The sequence below is a fragment of the Pantoea sp. JZ2 genome (assembly GCF_035191405.1).
Lineage (GTDB): Bacteria > Pseudomonadota > Gammaproteobacteria > Enterobacterales > Enterobacteriaceae > Pantoea > Pantoea stewartii.
The window spans coordinates 2,209,520-2,224,850 of sequence record NZ_CP045247.1 but is presented as its reverse complement, the minus strand read 5'-3'; the positions used below and the strand labels follow the sequence as shown (position 1 = coordinate 2,224,850).

Annotated in this window: 11 protein-coding genes; 6 read left to right on the top strand and 5 right to left on the bottom strand. The window is 55.5% G+C overall.

The window, feature by feature from the left end; genetic code table 11:
• Positions 1-6: 6 nt before the first annotated feature.
• Positions 7-711 (bottom strand): RNA chaperone ProQ, encoded by a 705-nt coding sequence (gene proQ, locus GC087_RS10695; protein ID WP_039343099.1) that lies wholly within the window; start codon positions 709-711, stop codon positions 7-9.
• Positions 712-807: 96 nt separating this feature from the next.
• Entirely contained in the window at positions 808-1,308 is a 501-nt protein-coding gene (locus GC087_RS10690) for a free L-methionine (R)-S-oxide reductase MsrC (RefSeq protein WP_039343102.1), read from the bottom strand.
• Between the two features lie 209 nt (positions 1,309-1,517).
• Between GC087_RS10690 and yebS the strand changes: the two genes are divergently transcribed.
• The 3 genes from yebS (at position 1,518) to rsmF (ending at position 6,879) form a co-directional block, all read left to right on the top strand.
• Positions 1,518-2,762 (top strand): membrane integrity lipid transport subunit YebS, encoded by a 1,245-nt coding sequence (yebS, locus tag GC087_RS10685; protein WP_033741942.1) that lies wholly within the window; start codon positions 1,518-1,520, stop codon positions 2,760-2,762.
• Positions 2,731-5,370 carry a PqiB family protein gene (locus GC087_RS10680; RefSeq protein ID WP_033741944.1) on the top strand — a complete coding sequence of 880 codons (2,640 nt, stop codon included), beginning with the start codon at positions 2,731-2,733 and terminating at the stop codon, positions 5,368-5,370. Before yebS ends, GC087_RS10680 begins: the two co-directional genes overlap by 32 nt.
• Positions 5,371-5,496: 126 nt before the next feature.
• Positions 5,497-6,879, top strand: coding sequence for a 16S rRNA (cytosine(1407)-C(5))-methyltransferase RsmF (rsmF, locus tag GC087_RS10675; RefSeq protein ID WP_416383436.1), 1,383 nt, complete (start codon positions 5,497-5,499; stop codon positions 6,877-6,879).
• Between the two features lie 144 nt (positions 6,880-7,023).
• Here the strand turns inward: rsmF and GC087_RS10670 are convergent, their stop codons facing one another.
• The 3 genes from GC087_RS10670 to GC087_RS10660 form a co-directional block, all read right to left on the bottom strand.
• A complete protein-coding gene (locus GC087_RS10670) occupies positions 7,024-7,242 on the bottom strand; it encodes a DUF1272 domain-containing protein (RefSeq protein WP_054633659.1) in 219 nt (72 codons plus the stop codon).
• Between the two features lie 79 nt (positions 7,243-7,321).
• Positions 7,322-8,701, bottom strand: coding sequence for an MFS transporter (locus GC087_RS10665; RefSeq protein ID WP_324030525.1), 1,380 nt, complete (start codon positions 8,699-8,701; stop codon positions 7,322-7,324).
• 255 nt (positions 8,702-8,956) lie between these two features.
• Entirely contained in the window at positions 8,957-10,987 is a 2,031-nt protein-coding gene (locus GC087_RS10660) for a choline transporter (RefSeq protein ID WP_054633657.1), read from the bottom strand.
• Between the two features lie 258 nt (positions 10,988-11,245).
• On the opposite strand from GC087_RS10660, the gene betI reads away from it, so the two are divergent.
• From betI to betA, 3 genes are read left to right on the top strand one after another with little or no spacing between them, the layout of a single operon-like run.
• Entirely contained in the window at positions 11,246-11,839 is a 594-nt protein-coding gene (gene betI / locus GC087_RS10655; RefSeq protein WP_006120302.1) for a transcriptional regulator BetI, read from the top strand.
• 17 nt (positions 11,840-11,856) lie between these two features.
• Positions 11,857-13,329 carry a betaine-aldehyde dehydrogenase gene (gene betB, locus GC087_RS10650; protein ID WP_006120301.1) on the top strand — a complete coding sequence of 491 codons (1,473 nt, stop codon included), beginning with the start codon at positions 11,857-11,859 and terminating at the stop codon, positions 13,327-13,329.
• A gap of 23 nt (positions 13,330-13,352) precedes the next feature.
• Positions 13,353-15,035, top strand: coding sequence for a choline dehydrogenase (gene betA / locus GC087_RS10645; protein WP_054633655.1), 1,683 nt, complete (start codon positions 13,353-13,355; stop codon positions 15,033-15,035).
• Positions 15,036-15,331: the final 296 nt, after the last annotated feature.

Below are 15,331 nucleotides of genomic sequence, written 5' to 3'. Positions count from 1 at the left end.
TCCGTTTCAGAACTGCAGGTGTTCTGCGCGCACAATCATTGCCATGCCGGAAGCGAGCTGTACCCGGACGCCGTCTTTAGAAACTTCCAGAACGGTCGCGTCCATTGCACTTTTGCCTGCTTTAACTTTAATACTCTGGCCGGGTTGCAAAGTTGAGGTATCAGTGATGGGTTTAGCCTGCTGCTGCTCCGGGCGGGTTGCCGGTTTGCGATGCTGCGATGCAGTAGGACGCTCAGCAGACTGCGGACGCGGCTTACGCGCGGCGTCACCCTCTGCGGCTTTACGCGGAGCAGGTTTGCGTGGACGACGTGGCGCGCTGGCCCCTTCTTCCCCCTCACCGGCTTCACGACGCGCGGCCCGCTGCTGATCGCGTTGCGCCTGAACACGCGCTTTCGCGTCTTCCAGCTGCTTGCGGGCATGCTCAACGTGCTGCTCATCGAGAACACCGCACGGATTGCCGTCGAGATCCACGCGGGTCGCACCCGCTTTAATACCGTACAGATAGCGCCAGCTGGAGGTATAAAGACGTAATGCTGAACGTAACTGTGTTTTGCTCAGGTTCATTTCGCCCTGAACGCGCTCGACCAGATCCTGAAAGATACCGATTTTGAGCGGACGCGCTTCACCTTCAGCGCTAAAGCAGTGCGGAAAGCGCTCCGCCAGAAAGCTAATGACTTCTTTACTGCTATTCAACTTAGGTTGATTTTCCATGAAATTTCCTGATTACTACGGGTTTGCCGACCAGAGCAGGCATGAACAGGCGACATTATAATGACAACATCGCTAAATGCCATGCAATCCAGTCGATTAGCTACGCGTCAGCTGCAAATATTTTTCTAAGTCCGTGTTCGCGAGCACGTCGCAAAGCCCGTCAGTCAAGGCTACCAGCCCTTTTTCATCATCACTATCAAAGCGATTGTATTCCACACTGTCGATATCCAGCACGCCCACAACGTGACCGTTTACTTTCAGAGGAATCACAATTTCAGCATTACTGGCCGCATCGCAGGCGATGTGCCCCGGAAACGCATGCACATCATCCACACGCTGGACCTGATTTTCCGCCAGCGCTGTACCACAGACACCTTTACCCACGGGGATGCGCACACAGGCAATTTTACCCTGGAACGGGCCAAGCACCAGTGTGTCTGCTTCCGTCAGCAGGTAGAAGCCTGCCCAGTTCACGCCTTCGAGACGTTCATACAACAGCGCGCTAAAGTTACCCATCGCGGCGAGGAACGCCGTTTCTCCCGCCAGCAAGGCGCGCATATCGCGATCTAAATCGGCGTAAAAGGCAGTTTTGTTCATTATTCAACCGTTACCAGTGACATCCGGGCGGCTAACCACTCCGCCAGTTAAAAATAAGCACTAAAAATCCATAGCCATAAGGTGAATCATAGCGTTAGTTACTATAACCTTAACATTCTGTGGATCGAAGCGTGATACCCGAAACAGGTACACAGCAATGTCTTAACAACCCTTTGCGTAAATAACAATAAGCGAACCCTGCACTCTTTATGAAAATTCACGCGATTAGCGAGACATTGCCCCACGCACGTTATCAGCGTTGTCCGCAATGCGATACCCTTTTTTCCTTACCAGATGTGAAATCGCATCAGTCGGCACATTGCCCCCGTTGTAATGCGCAAATTGTCAGCGGCTATGACTGGTCGATGACGCGTCTGCTGGCGATGGCGGCCACCATGCTGGTCCTGATGCCGTTCGCCTTCAGCATGCCGTTGATTGATATCCGGCTGCTGGGTATGCGCATTAACGCCAGCCTGCTGGAAGGCATTGTGCAGATGACGCTACAGGGCAACGTATTAACGGCCTCCATGGTGGCGTTCTGCACTATCGGTGCGCCCGTCACGCTTGTGGCCGGCATTGGCTACCTGGCGCTGGGCCAGCGTTTGGGCATGAATCTGCGCCCGGTTCTGCTGATGCTGGAGAAGCTGAAAGAGTGGGTCATGCTGGACATTTTCCTGATTGGCATCGCGGTGGCGTCGATTAAAGTTCAGGAATACGCCGATCTCGAAATGGGCTACGGTCTGGTGGCCTACATTGCCCTGACCGTCCTGAGCGTGATGACGCTGATTCATCTCAATATTGAGCAGCTATGGGAACACTTTTATCCGCAACAGCCTCAGGTGACGCGACGGGAGGATCTGCAGGTTTGTCTCAACTGCCATTATACCGATGTTCCCGACGCACGAGGCCGTTGCCCCCGCTGCCATACACCGCTCGACTTCCGTCGCCGTCACAGCCTGCAAAAATCCTGGGCTGCGCTCATCGCCTCCATTGTGCTGCTGATCCCGGCCAATCTGCTGCCCATTTCGGTGGTGTACCTCAATGGCTCGCGGCGGGAAGATACGATCTTCTCCGGCATTCTTTCCCTGGCATCCGGTAATATTCCGGTCGCCGCCATCGTCTTTATCGCCAGTATCTTAGTGCCCTTTACCAAGGTTCTGGTCATGCTGGCGCTGCTTCTCAGCATTCATTTTCGCTGCGAGCAAGGTCTGAAAACCCGCATCCGTCTCCTGCGTTTTGTAACCTGGGTCGGTCGCTGGTCTATGCTGGATCTGTTTGTCATTTCGTTAACCATGTCACTGGTCAATCGTGACCAGTTACTGGCTTTTACCATGGGACCTGCCGCGTTTTACTTTGGCGCGGCTGTGATCCTGACCATTATGGCCGTTGAGTGGCTGGATAGCCGCCTGCTCTGGGATGCACATGCAACAGGAAACGCCGACTACACCGACTAATGCTACGCTGCGTAATAAGCGTAAAATTTCCCCTTTTTGGCTGCTGCCCGTTATCGCCATGCTGATTGCGGGCTGGCTGCTATGGACGAATTTTCAGGAGCGCGGCACTACAATCACCATTAATTTCCAGACGGCAGATGGGATTGTACCCGGGCGCACGCCTGTGCGCTATCAGGGCGTGGAAGTCGGTACCGTGCAGGGCATCAACCTGAGCGACGACTATCGCAAGATCCAGATCAAAGCCAGTATCAAAAGTGATATGCGTGATGCACTGCGTGAGAATACGCAATTCTGGCTGGTGACACCGAAAGCCTCGCTGGCCGGGGTTTCCGGCCTTGATGCGCTGGTCGGCGGTAACTACATCGGCATGATGCCGGGCGATGGTAAAGAGAGCGACACCTTCACCGCCCTGGATACGCAACCGAAATACCGTGTTAATACCGGCGAGCTGATGATCCACCTTCATGCACCGGATCTGGGCTCGCTGAATACCGGCTCACTGGTCTATTACCGCAAAATTCCGGTAGGCCGCGTGTACGACTACAGTATCAACGGTCAAAACAACGGCGTGTCAATTGACGTGCTTATCGAACGTCGCTTCGTCAACCTGGTGAAAACCAACAGCCGTTTCTGGAACGTGTCCGGCCTGAACGCCGATGTCAGCCTGAGCGGTGCCAAAGTGCAGCTGGAAAGCCTGGCGGCGCTGGTTAATGGCGCGATTGCCTTTGACTCGCCCGAAGGCGCGGAAGCCGCAAAGAGCGACCAGAATTACACCCTTTATCCTGACCTGGCTCACAGCCAGCGCGGTGTGCTGATTAGCCTCGATCTGCCCAACGGCGATAACCTGTCGGCTAACCGAACGCCGCTGATGTACCAGGGTCTGGAAGTCGGTACGCTCACCAAACTGAATCTGCAGGACGGCGGCAAAGTCACCGGCGAGATGACGGTTGATCCGTCTGTGGTCGGCCTGATGCGCGAAGGCACACGCATTGAAATGCACAGTCCGAAACTCAGCCTGACTGACACCAGCCTGAGCAGTCTGCTGACCGGCAATACCTTTGAACTGGTGCCCGGCGACGGTCCACCCGTACAGCATTTTACCGTGGTTGCGCCTGACAAAACGCTGCTGCAGCAACCCAATGTGCTCACCGTAAAACTCAGCGCGCCGGAGAGCTATGGCATCGATGCGGGGCAACCGCTGATGTTATACGGTATGAAAATCGGCCAGGTCATCTCGCGCGATCTGGATGAAAATGGGGTGAATTTTGTTGTGGCAATCAATCCTGACCACCGGCAACTGGTGCACAGCGACAGTAAATTCATCGTGAACAGTCGTCTTGATGTGAAATTCGGTCTGGACGGCATGCAGGTGCTGGGAGCCAGCGCACGTGAATGGGTCGATGGCGGTATTCGTCTGGATCCCGGCAAGCGCGGCGCGCCAAAAGCCGCCTATCCGCTGTTTGCGGATGCGGAACGTGCGGAGGAAGGTATTGTGGGTGACGGTCCGTCGACCACGCTGATGCTGACCGCGAAAAGTCTGCCGGATGTTCAGGCGGGATCTGTCGTGCTGTACCGCAAGTTCCAGGTGGGCGAAATCACGAAAGTCACACCGCGCGCGGATGCGTTTGATATTGCCGTTCATATCAAACCGGAATACCGTAAGCTCCTCACCAACGAAAGTGTCTTCTGGGCGGAAGGCGGCGCACGCGTGCAGCTTAACGGCAGCGGATTAACGGTGCAGGCCTCCCCGCTGAACCGGGCTTTAAAAGGCGCGATCAGCTTTGACAACCTGACCGGGGCGAAAGTGGATAAAGGCGTAAAACGCGTGCTTTATCCGTCCGAAACGGCCGCTCGCGCGGTGGGCAGCCAGATTACCCTGCACACCTATGATGCCAGCAAACTGTCTGCGGGCATGCCGATTCGCTATCTGGGCATTAACGTGGGTCAGATCGAATCGCTGTCGCTGAGTGATGACAATAATCAGGTGGTGGCCAAAGCCGTACTTTACCCGGAATACGTGCAGAACTTCGCGCGCGTCGACAGTCGTTTCTCCGTGGTGTCGCCCGAGATTTCGGCCGCCGGGGTGAATCATCTGGAGACGATCCTGCAGCCTTACGTTAACGTTGACCCGGGTAAAGGACGCGGCGCGCGGACCTTTGAGCTGCAGGAAAGCACCATCACCGACTCGCGTTACCTCAACGGCCTGAACATCTATGTGGATGCCACCGAAGCGGGTTCTCTGTCATTAGGGACGCCGGTCCTGTTCCGGGGCGTCGAAGTCGGTACCGTGACCGGCACCTCGTTGGGTAATATGGCGGATCGCGTGCAAATCGCCCTGCGCATCAGTAAGAAATATCAGCATCTGGTACGTAATAACTCGGTGTTCTGGCTCGCCTCCGGCTATAACCTGGACTTTGGGCTGATTGGCGGTGTGGTGAAAACCGGTACCTTCCAGCAATTTATCCGCGGCGGCATTCAGTTTGCTACGCCACCGACGGTCCCGCTGGCCCCGCAGGCGAATGCGAACAAGCACTTCCTGCTGCAGGACGAACCGCCGAAAGAGTGGCGTAACTGGGGTACGGCCATTCCTGACCCGAACCAACCTTAATCCTTCCAAAACGGGCAGCCAGGCTGCCCGTTTTCTTTCCGCGTGTTACACTCCCGCCTTTGCCTCAAAGAGAACTTATCCGTGTCCGACGCCGCTTCACGTTTTCCTGCCGATTTCCTTGACCTTATGCGCCAGAGCCTGCCCGATGAGGCCAGACTGCAGCAGTTTATCGACATCAGCCAGCAGCCGTTACGCCGCAGCCTGCGAGTCAATACGTTAAAAATCAGCGTCAGCGCGTTTCTGGCCCAAACGGCTCACTACGGCTGGCAGCTTACGCCGGTGCCGTGGTGTGAAGACGGCTTCTGGATCAGCCGGGAGGATGAAAGTTTACCGTTGGGTAGCGTGGCAGAGCATCTGAGTGGCCTGTTTTATATTCAGGAAGCCAGCTCGATGCTGCCGGTGACGGCGCTGTTTGATGCCTGTCCCGATGCACAGCATGTCATGGATATGGCGGCCGCCCCCGGCTCGAAAACAACACAGATTGCCGCCCGAATGCACAACCAGGGAATTGTCCTTGCTAATGAGTTCTCTTCCAGCCGGGTAAAAGTGCTGCACGCGAACATTACCCGCTGTGGCGTGACCAATACCGCGCTGACTCACTTTGACGCCCGCGTCTTTGGGCCTGCGCTGCCGGAACAGTTCGATGCGATCCTGCTGGATGCGCCCTGCTCTGGCGAAGGCGTGATACGTAAAGATGCGGATGCGCTGAAAAACTGGTCGCTTGCCAGCACCCACGATATCGCCCAGACCCAACGCGATCTGATTGACAGCGCGTTTCATGCCCTGAAGCCTGGCGGTACGCTGGTGTATTCCACCTGCACACTCAATCCGATCGAAAACCAACAGGTTGTGGCCTGGCTGCTGGCGCGCTACCCCGCAGCCGTCGAGGTTGCGCCGCTGACGACGCTGTTTCCAGGCGCAGAACAGGCAGCCACGCCCGAAGGTTACCTGCACGTCTTTCCTCAGCTATTTGACAGTGAAGGCTTCTTTGTCGCGCGGTTACGCAAAATCGCCTCTGTTGAGCGGCTGCCTGCGCCGACATACAAAGTCGGCAAGCTCCCGTTTACCCCCGTAAACCGCAAACTGGAAAACGATATTGTTCAGGCGGCCGCGAAGGTGGCGCTTCAGTGGGATGAGCGCCTGCAACTGTGGCAACGCGATAAAGAGATTTGGCTGTTTCCCGCCGACATCGTTCCGCTGTTAGGACAGGTCCGTTTCTCGCGGATTGGCCTGAAACTGGCTGAAACCTTTGCGAAGGGTTATCGCTGGCAACATGAGGCCGTTGTCGCGCTGGCGTCACCGCGTCCAGCGCAGACAGTGGAACTGAATGAGGCGGAAGCGGAAGCGTGGTTTCGCGGTCGCGATATCTACCCTGAAAACCCGCCCACCGTTGATGAGATGATTGTGACCTATCAGGCTCAGCCGCTGGGGCTGGCAAAACGGGTTGGCAGCCGGATTAAAAACAGCTATCCGCGCGAACTGGTGCGCGACGGTCGGCTGTTCCGTTAAGCCGTCACATCCTGCAAGTGACACTGTCACGCATGCGGCGCTGTTTTGCTGATAGCAGCGCCAGAACCGTCGTTCAGCGCGGACGGACCTGCACAAGCGGCAGGCATCGCGCCTGCGCATTCTGGCGCGATGCATGCTGATAACTCAGGCGGTGCGCGCTTTCGCCGGATGGGTCAGCAATTTGGCGGCGGGCCGGATGGGCCGTCGCACTAATTCTCCCCCGCAGTTGGGACAATGCCCCTGCAGATGCTGCTCAGCGCAGGTCGCGCAGAAGGTACATTCGAACGAACAGATGCGCGCATCACGCGATGCCGCAGGCAGATCGATATCACAACGTTCACAGTTTGGGCGCAGTTCTAGCATGACATTCCCCCTTGCGGTAACGGCTTTCAGCGTGGCAAAACTCATGCTGCTTGTCGAGGATTTTCATCGCCCGTAACGCTTATCCGTCAGAAGATGTGGAACCTGACGTGGCCCTGCTGCGGCTTTCATCGTCGCGCGCCTGGGTCACGTCGCCTTCGTCCTCATTCTCACCCTCGTCCTCTGCGCCCTCCTCATCACTGGTGACCATCGCCGCCTGAATCGCCTCGTCTTCCAGCACCGGGTTAAGCGCCGCGCCTAAAGGCGAGGTAGCCAGGCTGTCCGGTAACACCACGTGGGGCAAAGGTACCTCGGTAGTCGGTAACGGAAGCGGCGCTTTCTTCACATAGCTCAGCACAGCAATCAACAGGGTGCACACCGTGAAGAACAGATAAAGCATGTTACTGCCGAAAGGCTGCATCAGCGAGCCCACCAGCAACGGGCCGATACTGGCTCCGATACCAAACGCCATCAGCAGACAGGCCGTCAGTGAAACGCGCTGCTCCGCCGCCACCTGATCGTTTGCCAGCGCCACCTGCAAAGGATAGAGGGCAAACTGCATCATGCTGGCAAGAAAGGCGATGCCGAGCACCCAGTGAAATGACAGCCTGGGCAGCAACACCAGCGGCAAACAGGCCAGCGCCAGCAGCGCCGCAATATAAAACAGCAGCCGCTGACGATCGTAACGGTCGGACAGCCAGCTTAAAGGAAACTGCGATACCAGCCCGGCAAAGATCGTCAGACTCATAAAAATACCGGTCTGCGCATCGCTGAATCCCTTGCTGCTGGCATACACCGGCGCCAGGCCATAAAAGGCGCCGACGACCATACCGGTTAATAAGGTGGTGCTGAGTAATTTAGGGATGGTGCGAAGAAAGTAGCCCAGTTCCATCGGCGCAGGTGACATCGCGCGAACATGCGTGCGCGTCGTCAGCGCAATCGGCACCAGACAGAGGGCAAAACAGAGCGCCACGATTAACAACGTATGAAGACCAAAGTCACTTTGTAAGGTCAGCACCACCTGACCGCTACTTAAGCCAAGGTAGGTCGCCACCATATAGAAGCCAAAGATTAGCCCACGCTGTGACGATTCCGCCTGGTCGTTAAGCCAGCTTTCCAGCACCATGTACTGGCACATCATGCACAGCCCGATGATCAGGCGCAGGAAAACCCAGAGGGGGATAAAATCTGTCAGCCCGTGTCCGATCACTGACGCCGTGATAATGCCGGCACAGGCTACATAGGCACGAATATGACCGACGCGCGCAATCAGGTTGTGACCCACCTTGCCACCGATCACCAGGCCAATATAGTTTGCCGCAATGATGGCCCCAATCAGCGCACCATTAACCTGATCATGGGCCAGACGCAGTGACACGTAGGTAGTGAGTAACCCTGAGCCCAACAGCATCAACAACGTGGTGGTGTAAAGCGGCAGAAATGTTCTTAGAATTTTTCGCATACGACTCCCTGTCCACAACAGTCATTGGTGTCCTGTAAAGTTTAAAGATAGTTGAATTTGCCCCGCTTTAGGTCGGGACAATTCCGACAGTAAACTCCCGTTGTCACGTGGACGGCAGTGATGACACATTTCCCTGTTCCCGGATGTATCGTAGGCCTCCGGCAAAACCTGACTGGCTGTGGACCATGTTTACGCGGCCGGGTTTTCCGTCAGCCATAAAAAACCCGTTAACCTGGCGGCTAACGGGCTGTGGGATCAGGCGCTGGGGAACGTAATGTTGCTGCCCGGTGCCTCTCGATGCAGATGAATAAAGTTCAAGTGGCGCTCATACTGATCGAGTATATCGATGATCACCTGCTCTTTGCTGTAATCCATCAGGTCATTACCCTGACTGCCCTCCAGCAGGAACGTCTCCAGCCGGTAATAGGTAGATTTCCCGCTGCGCGCGCGGTAGGTAAAGCCCGGAATGGAATACTGCTGTGGCCAGACCTGATAGAGGAAATCCTGCTCCTCGCCCAGCTGTACGCGCAGGTCCAGATAACCCAGAGGATGCTCCCCGTCGGCGGCCACGCGGTCCAGCGTGACGCGCGCGCCACGCAGCTCCAGCTCTTTTGCCACGTCCTCCATGGCGGGAAAGATCGTGTCATCCATCATTTTCAGGGTGTAGCGCGAGCCAGGATAGTTCATCAGGCGCGACAGCCGTTTTTTCCAGGTCAGGCGGTCAGTAGCATGTGCCAGATAAGGTGCCGTATCCCGCGTCGCACTCACGCGGCGATAATCTTCCACCTTGAGCGATTTATACAGCCCTGCCATCACGAAGAAGATGACGAAACTGAACGGCAGCCCCATGATGACCGTGGTATTTTGCAGCGCCGTAATGCCGTTGGTCATCAGCATACTCAGCGTCAGGACGCCGATGGCGACTGACCAGAATATACGCAGCCAGTTCGGCGCATCACTGTTGATGTCTTTCAGTTTGGAGGTGAAATTACCCAGCACCAGCGAACCGGAATCCGCCGAGGTCACATAGAACAACATACCGGTAATGGTCGCGACGGAAGCACTCAGCTTGAAGGCCGGGTACTGCGCCAAAAGACTGTAGAAACCGCGTTCCGCATGGCCCATCACTTCCTGTGCAAAACCTGCATCGCCATGAAGGATTTCATACAGGGCCGCGTTACCAAAGACCGACAGCCACAGCAGCGTAAAGGTAAAAGGAATCACCAGCGTACCGAGCACAAACTCACGGATGGTACGGCCACGGGAGATACGTGCCAGAAACAGGCCCACGAACGGCGACCAGGCCACCCACCAGGCCCAGAAAAACAGGGTCCAGCTGTTCATCCACTCTGTTGGCCGGTCAAAGGCAAACGTATTCAGCGTCATGCCCATAAAGCGATTGATGTAATCCCCTACGTTGAGCACCAGTGCGTTAAGCAGGAAGCCGGTATTGCCAGCGAACAGGACGAACAGAATCAGGCCGAGAGCCAGCGCCACATTCAGTTCCGATAAAATACGAATGCCTTTGTCAACGCCCGACGTCACGGAAATGGTGGCAATGATCACCGACAGAATAATCAATGCCGTCTGCGCCGTTAATCCTTCCGGAATATCGAACAGGACCTTCAGCCCATAGTTTAACTGCACCACACCAATTCCCAGCGTGGTAGCGATACCAAAGATCGTCCCTATTACCGCGGCAATGTCTACGCTGTGGCCGATGGGACCGTTAATGCGTTTACCAAAAATGGGATACAGGGCGGAACGGATGGTTAAGGGCAGATTGTAGCGGTAGCTGAAATAGCCAAGGGCAATCCCCATCAGGGCGTACATTGACCAGCCGGTTAAGCCATAGTGGAACAGGGTCCAGACCATCGCCTGACGGGCCGCTTCAAGCGTTTGCCCTGCCCCTTCCGGCGGCTGCATATACTGCGAAACCGGTTCCGCCACCGAGAAAAACATCAGGTCTATCCCGATACCGGCGGCAAACAGCATTGCCGACCAGCTCAGTATGCTGAATTCCGGTTTCGACTGCTCAGGCCCGAGTTTGATTGAGCCAAAACGGGAACAGGCGATATACACCACGAACACGATATAAAGCGTGGCGGCCAACATGTAATACCAGCCAAACGCTTCGGACACCCAGTTTACCGCCCTCAGTATCCAGTTGGCGGCTTCGCTGCTGAATAAAATAGTGATGAGTGAAAAGGTCAGAATCAATCCTGCGGAGGTGTAGAACACCACGGGGTTGATTCTGTCTTTTTCACTCGCTGGTGGACTCATCATCGTTTACCTCTGGTTGTTGGCTTATCAATTTTGCAAGAGTTCAAACCGGTAAAAACATCCGGTGTCCCGAGGGGTAAGTGTTTTTTACGCTTCGTTTCCTGCCGTTACATTCTGGTCAAAACTAACGAATCTGCCACACTTACCGCTTCACTTACTCAACTTTTAAGACACAGCATCCTAACAAGGTTTCTATTTATATTGAACATCCAATCAAAAAAAGATTAAATAGGGGACTGATTTTGGGTGGGAGCGAACGCAATGCCAAAGGTAGGGATGCAGCCAATACGACGTCGACAGCTGATCGATGCGACGCTGGCAACGATAAATGACGTAGGTATTAATGATGCCACCATTGCTCAGATTGCCCGACGCGCGGGCGTGTCAACTGGCATCATCAGCCACTATTTCAAGGACAAGAACGGATTGCTGGAAGCCACGATGCGCGACGTCACCCGGCAACTACGTGAGGCAGTTGCCCGTCGCCTGCAGCCGTTAGCCAACGCCCCCGCCGAAGAACGACTGCGCGCAATCGTTGAGGGAAACTTCGACGAAAGTCAGGTCGAACGCGCAGTGATGAAAGCCTGGCTGGACTTTTGGTCAAGCAGTATGCACCAGCCTCAGCTTCAACGTCTGGAACGGGTCAGTCATCGCCGTCTTTTTTCATCGCTGGCCGTGGAGTTTCGCCGCCAGTTGCCCAGGGACAGGGCCAGGCTTGCCGCTCACGGGCTGGCCGCCATGATTGATGGCCTGTGGCTACGCGCAGCATTAAGCGGTAAGCCCTTTGACCCGACGACAGCACGGACACTGACCACTCAATTTATTCGCCAGCAGTTAGCAGGCGAACACGCGTAACGGAACCAGGAGAAATTATGTCCCGATTCACCGAACAACACCTCTACATCAATGGTACTTATGTTGCCGCGACGTCTGGAGAAACCTTCCAGACGATTAATCCGGTCAACGGCGAAGTACTGGCTGATGTCCAGATTGCCGGGCGCGAGGATGTCGATCGCGCTGTGGCGGCGGCCAGAAAAGGGCAAAAAATCTGGGCAGCCATGACCGCCATGGAACGCTCACGCATTCTGCGTCGGGCCGTAGATATTCTGCGCGAGCGCAATGATGAGCTGGCTGAACTGGAAATGCTTGATACCGGTAAGCCGTTCAGTGAAACCGCCAGCGTCGACATCGTTACCGGTGCCGATGTGCTGGAGTATTACGCTGGGCTGATCCCTGCGCTGGAAGGCCAGCAAATTCCTCTGCGTGATACCGCGTTTGTGTATACCCGCCGTGAACCCTTAGGCGTGGTCGCCGGTATTGGCGCGTGGAATTACCCGATTCAGATTGCCCTGTGGAAATCTGCCCCGGCCCTCGCCGCAGGCAATGCCATGATTTTCAAACCCAGCGAGGTCACACCGCTGACGGCCCTGAAACTGGCTGAGATTTACACCGAAGCCGGTGTGCCGGACGGCGTTTTCAACGTGCTGCCTGGTACCGGCGCGGTTACCGGTCAACTGCTTACCGAGCATCCGGGTATCGATAAAGTGTCATTTACCGGCGGTGTCGTCAGCGGCAAAAAAGTCATGGCAAATGCGGCAGGATCGACCCTGAAGGACGTCACCATGGAGCTGGGCGGCAAATCCCCGCTGATCATCTTTGATGACGCCGATCTCGATTTGGCCGCCGACATCGCCATGATGGCTAACTTCTACAGTTCCGGCCAGGTATGTACCAACGGTACCCGCGTTTTTGTCCCGGCCGCATTGCAGTCTGCGTTCGAAGCCAAAATCGTAGAACGTGTTGCCCGTATCAAAGCGGGCGATCTGCGCGATCCCGAGACGAACTTTGGTCCGCTGGTCAGCTTCAGCCACCGTGACAACGTGATGCGCTTTATTGAGTCCGGTATTGCAGAAGGTGCCCGTCTGCTGTGTGGCGGTAAACGCTTAACCGGTGACGGGTTTGATCAGGGCGCGTGGGTGGCACCAACCGTATTCAGCGACTGCCGCGACGACATGAAAATTGTCCGTGAGGAAATTTTCGGGCCGGTGATGTCGATCCTGAGTTACACCTCGGAAGAGGAAGTGATACGTCGCGCTAACGATACCGAATATGGTCTGGCCGCGGGTCTGGTGACCCGGGATCTGAATCGTGCGCACCGTGTCATTCATCAGATTGAAGCGGGCATCTGCTGGATTAACACCTGGGGTGAATCTGCCGCTGAAATGCCTGTCGGCGGTTACAAGCATTCTGGCGTCGGTCGTGAAAACGGCTTGATGACGTTGCAGAATTACACCCAGGTGAAGTCGGTTCAGGTTGAGCTGACGCGCTTTCAGTCTGTCTTTTAATCCCCTTACCTGAGGAGCGACGAATGGAATTTGATTACATTATCATTGGAGCCGGATCCGCAGGGAATGTGTTGGCCACCCGACTGACTGAAGACAGTAGCGTGAATGTTCTGCTGCTGGAAGCGGGTGGGCCTGATTATCGTTTCGATTTTCGGACGCAGATGCCAGCGGCCCTGGCGTACCCTTTGCAGGGAAAACGGTATAACTGGGCGTATGAAACTGAGCCTGAGCCGTATATGAACAACCGCCGCATGGAGTGTGGTCGGGGTAAAGGCCTGGGCGGTTCTTCGCTGATCAACGGCATGTGTTATATCCGGGGTAACGCGATGGATCTGGACAACTGGGCAAGCATGCCCGGCCTGGAAAACTGGAGCTATCTGGACTGTCTGCCCTACTATCGCAAGTCAGAAACGCGCGATACCGGTGCCAATGACTACCACGGCGGCGATGGTCCGGTCAGCGTGACCACGCCGAAGAAAGGCAACAACGTGCTGTTTGAAGCAATGATTCAGGCAGGCGTTCAGGCCGGCTATCCGCGCACAGATGACCTGAATGGTTATCAGCAGGAAGGCTTTGGGCCGATGGACCGCTTCGTCACGCCAGAAGGCCGACGTTCCAGCACCGCGCGCGGTTATCTTGACCAGGCGAAACGCCGACCGAACCTGAAAATCGTGACCCATGCCACCACTGACCGTATTTTGTTTGAAGGCAAGCGTGCAATTGGCGTGGAATATATGATCGGTGACAGTAATACGCTGCACACCGTTCATGCGCGACGCGAAGTGCTACTGTGTGCGGGTGCCATTGCTTCGCCACAAATTTTACAGCGCTCGGGTGTGGGATCGTCCGAACTGTTACAGCAGTTTGACATCCCGGTCGTCCATGACCTGCCGGGCGTAGGTGAGAACCTGCAGGATCACCTTGAAATGTACCTGCAGTATGAATGCAAGGAGCCCGTCTCTCTGTATCCCGCACTGAAGTGGTGGAATCAGCCGAAGATCGGCGCAGAGTGGCTGTTTAACGGCACGGGCGTGGGTGCCAGTAACCAGTTCGAAGCGGGTGGCTTTATTCGCAGCCGTGAAGAGTTTACCTGGCCGAATATTCAGTACCACTTCCTGCCGGTAGCGATTAACTACAACGGCTCGAATGCGGTCGATGCGCACGGTTTTCAGTGTCACGTGGGCTCAATGCGTTCACCCAGCCGCGGACATGTGCGCCTGAAGTCCCGCGATCCGCGTCGCCATCCCGCAATTCTGTTCAACTACATGTCGCATGAACAGGACTGGCATGAGTTCCGTGATGCGATTCGTATCACACGTGAAATCATCAATCAGCCTGCGCTGGATAAATACCGTGGCCGTGAGATCAGCCCGGGCATTGAATGCCAGACGGACGAGGAGCTGGATGAATTCGTGCGTAACCATGGCGAAACGGCTTACCATCCTTGCGGAACCTGTAAGATGGGTAACGACGAGATGGCGGTGGTTGATGGCGAAGGCCGCGTACATGGACTGGAAGGTTTGCGCGTGGTCGATGCATCCATAATGCCATTAATTATTACGGGCAACCTGAATGCGACCACCATCATGATCGGTGAAAAAATCGCCGACTGCATCCGTGGTCGTCAACCACTGCCGCGCAGTACCGCAGACTACTATGTTGCAGGCGATGCACCAGTGCGTAAGGCACCTGAGCGGTCAGCCTGATCGCCTCCCTGACCTTAAGCCGGACAACTGTCCGGCTTATTTCTTTTTTCTGCACTTATCACCTACATTAATCAGAATAATAAGCATGATTGCTCTGATTTATGTCAATTCAACTTACAATATCGCGCTGTGCTTTTAACGCCGGTGGTGGTATAAAGTGTGGGTGTTTATTACCGGAGGCTTTACCCGTCCACTGAAGAGAAGCAATAACGTGGATGCATTGTGAAATTATGAGCAGGATGTTCATTCCCCGTTTTACCGCCCTTTCGTTCCTCGCATTACTCAGCGTTAACGCC

What these genes read in the sequence shown, in the direction of transcription:
- proQ (WP_039343099.1), bottom strand. Translation starts at nt 711, where the DNA reads ATGGAAAATCAACCTAAGTTGAATAGCAGTAAAGAAGTCATTAGCTTT.
- GC087_RS10690 (WP_039343102.1), bottom strand. Translation starts at nt 1,308, where the DNA reads ATGAACAAAACTGCCTTTTACGCCGATTTAGATCGCGATATGCGCGCC.
- yebS (WP_033741942.1), top strand. Translation starts at nt 1,518, where the DNA reads ATGAAAATTCACGCGATTAGCGAGACATTGCCCCACGCACGTTATCAG.
- GC087_RS10680 (WP_033741944.1), top strand. Translation starts at nt 2,731, where the DNA reads ATGCAACAGGAAACGCCGACTACACCGACTAATGCTACGCTGCGTAAT.
- rsmF (WP_416383436.1), top strand. Translation starts at nt 5,497, where the DNA reads ATGCGCCAGAGCCTGCCCGATGAGGCCAGACTGCAGCAGTTTATCGAC.
- GC087_RS10670 (WP_054633659.1), bottom strand. Translation starts at nt 7,242, where the DNA reads ATGCTAGAACTGCGCCCAAACTGTGAACGTTGTGATATCGATCTGCCT.
- GC087_RS10665 (WP_324030525.1), bottom strand. Translation starts at nt 8,701, where the DNA reads ATGCGAAAAATTCTAAGAACATTTCTGCCGCTTTACACCACCACGTTG.
- GC087_RS10660 (WP_054633657.1), bottom strand. Translation starts at nt 10,987, where the DNA reads ATGATGAGTCCACCAGCGAGTGAAAAAGACAGAATCAACCCCGTGGTG.
- betI (WP_006120302.1), top strand. Translation starts at nt 11,246, where the DNA reads ATGCCAAAGGTAGGGATGCAGCCAATACGACGTCGACAGCTGATCGAT.
- betB (WP_006120301.1), top strand. Translation starts at nt 11,857, where the DNA reads ATGTCCCGATTCACCGAACAACACCTCTACATCAATGGTACTTATGTT.
- betA (WP_054633655.1), top strand. Translation starts at nt 13,353, where the DNA reads ATGGAATTTGATTACATTATCATTGGAGCCGGATCCGCAGGGAATGTG.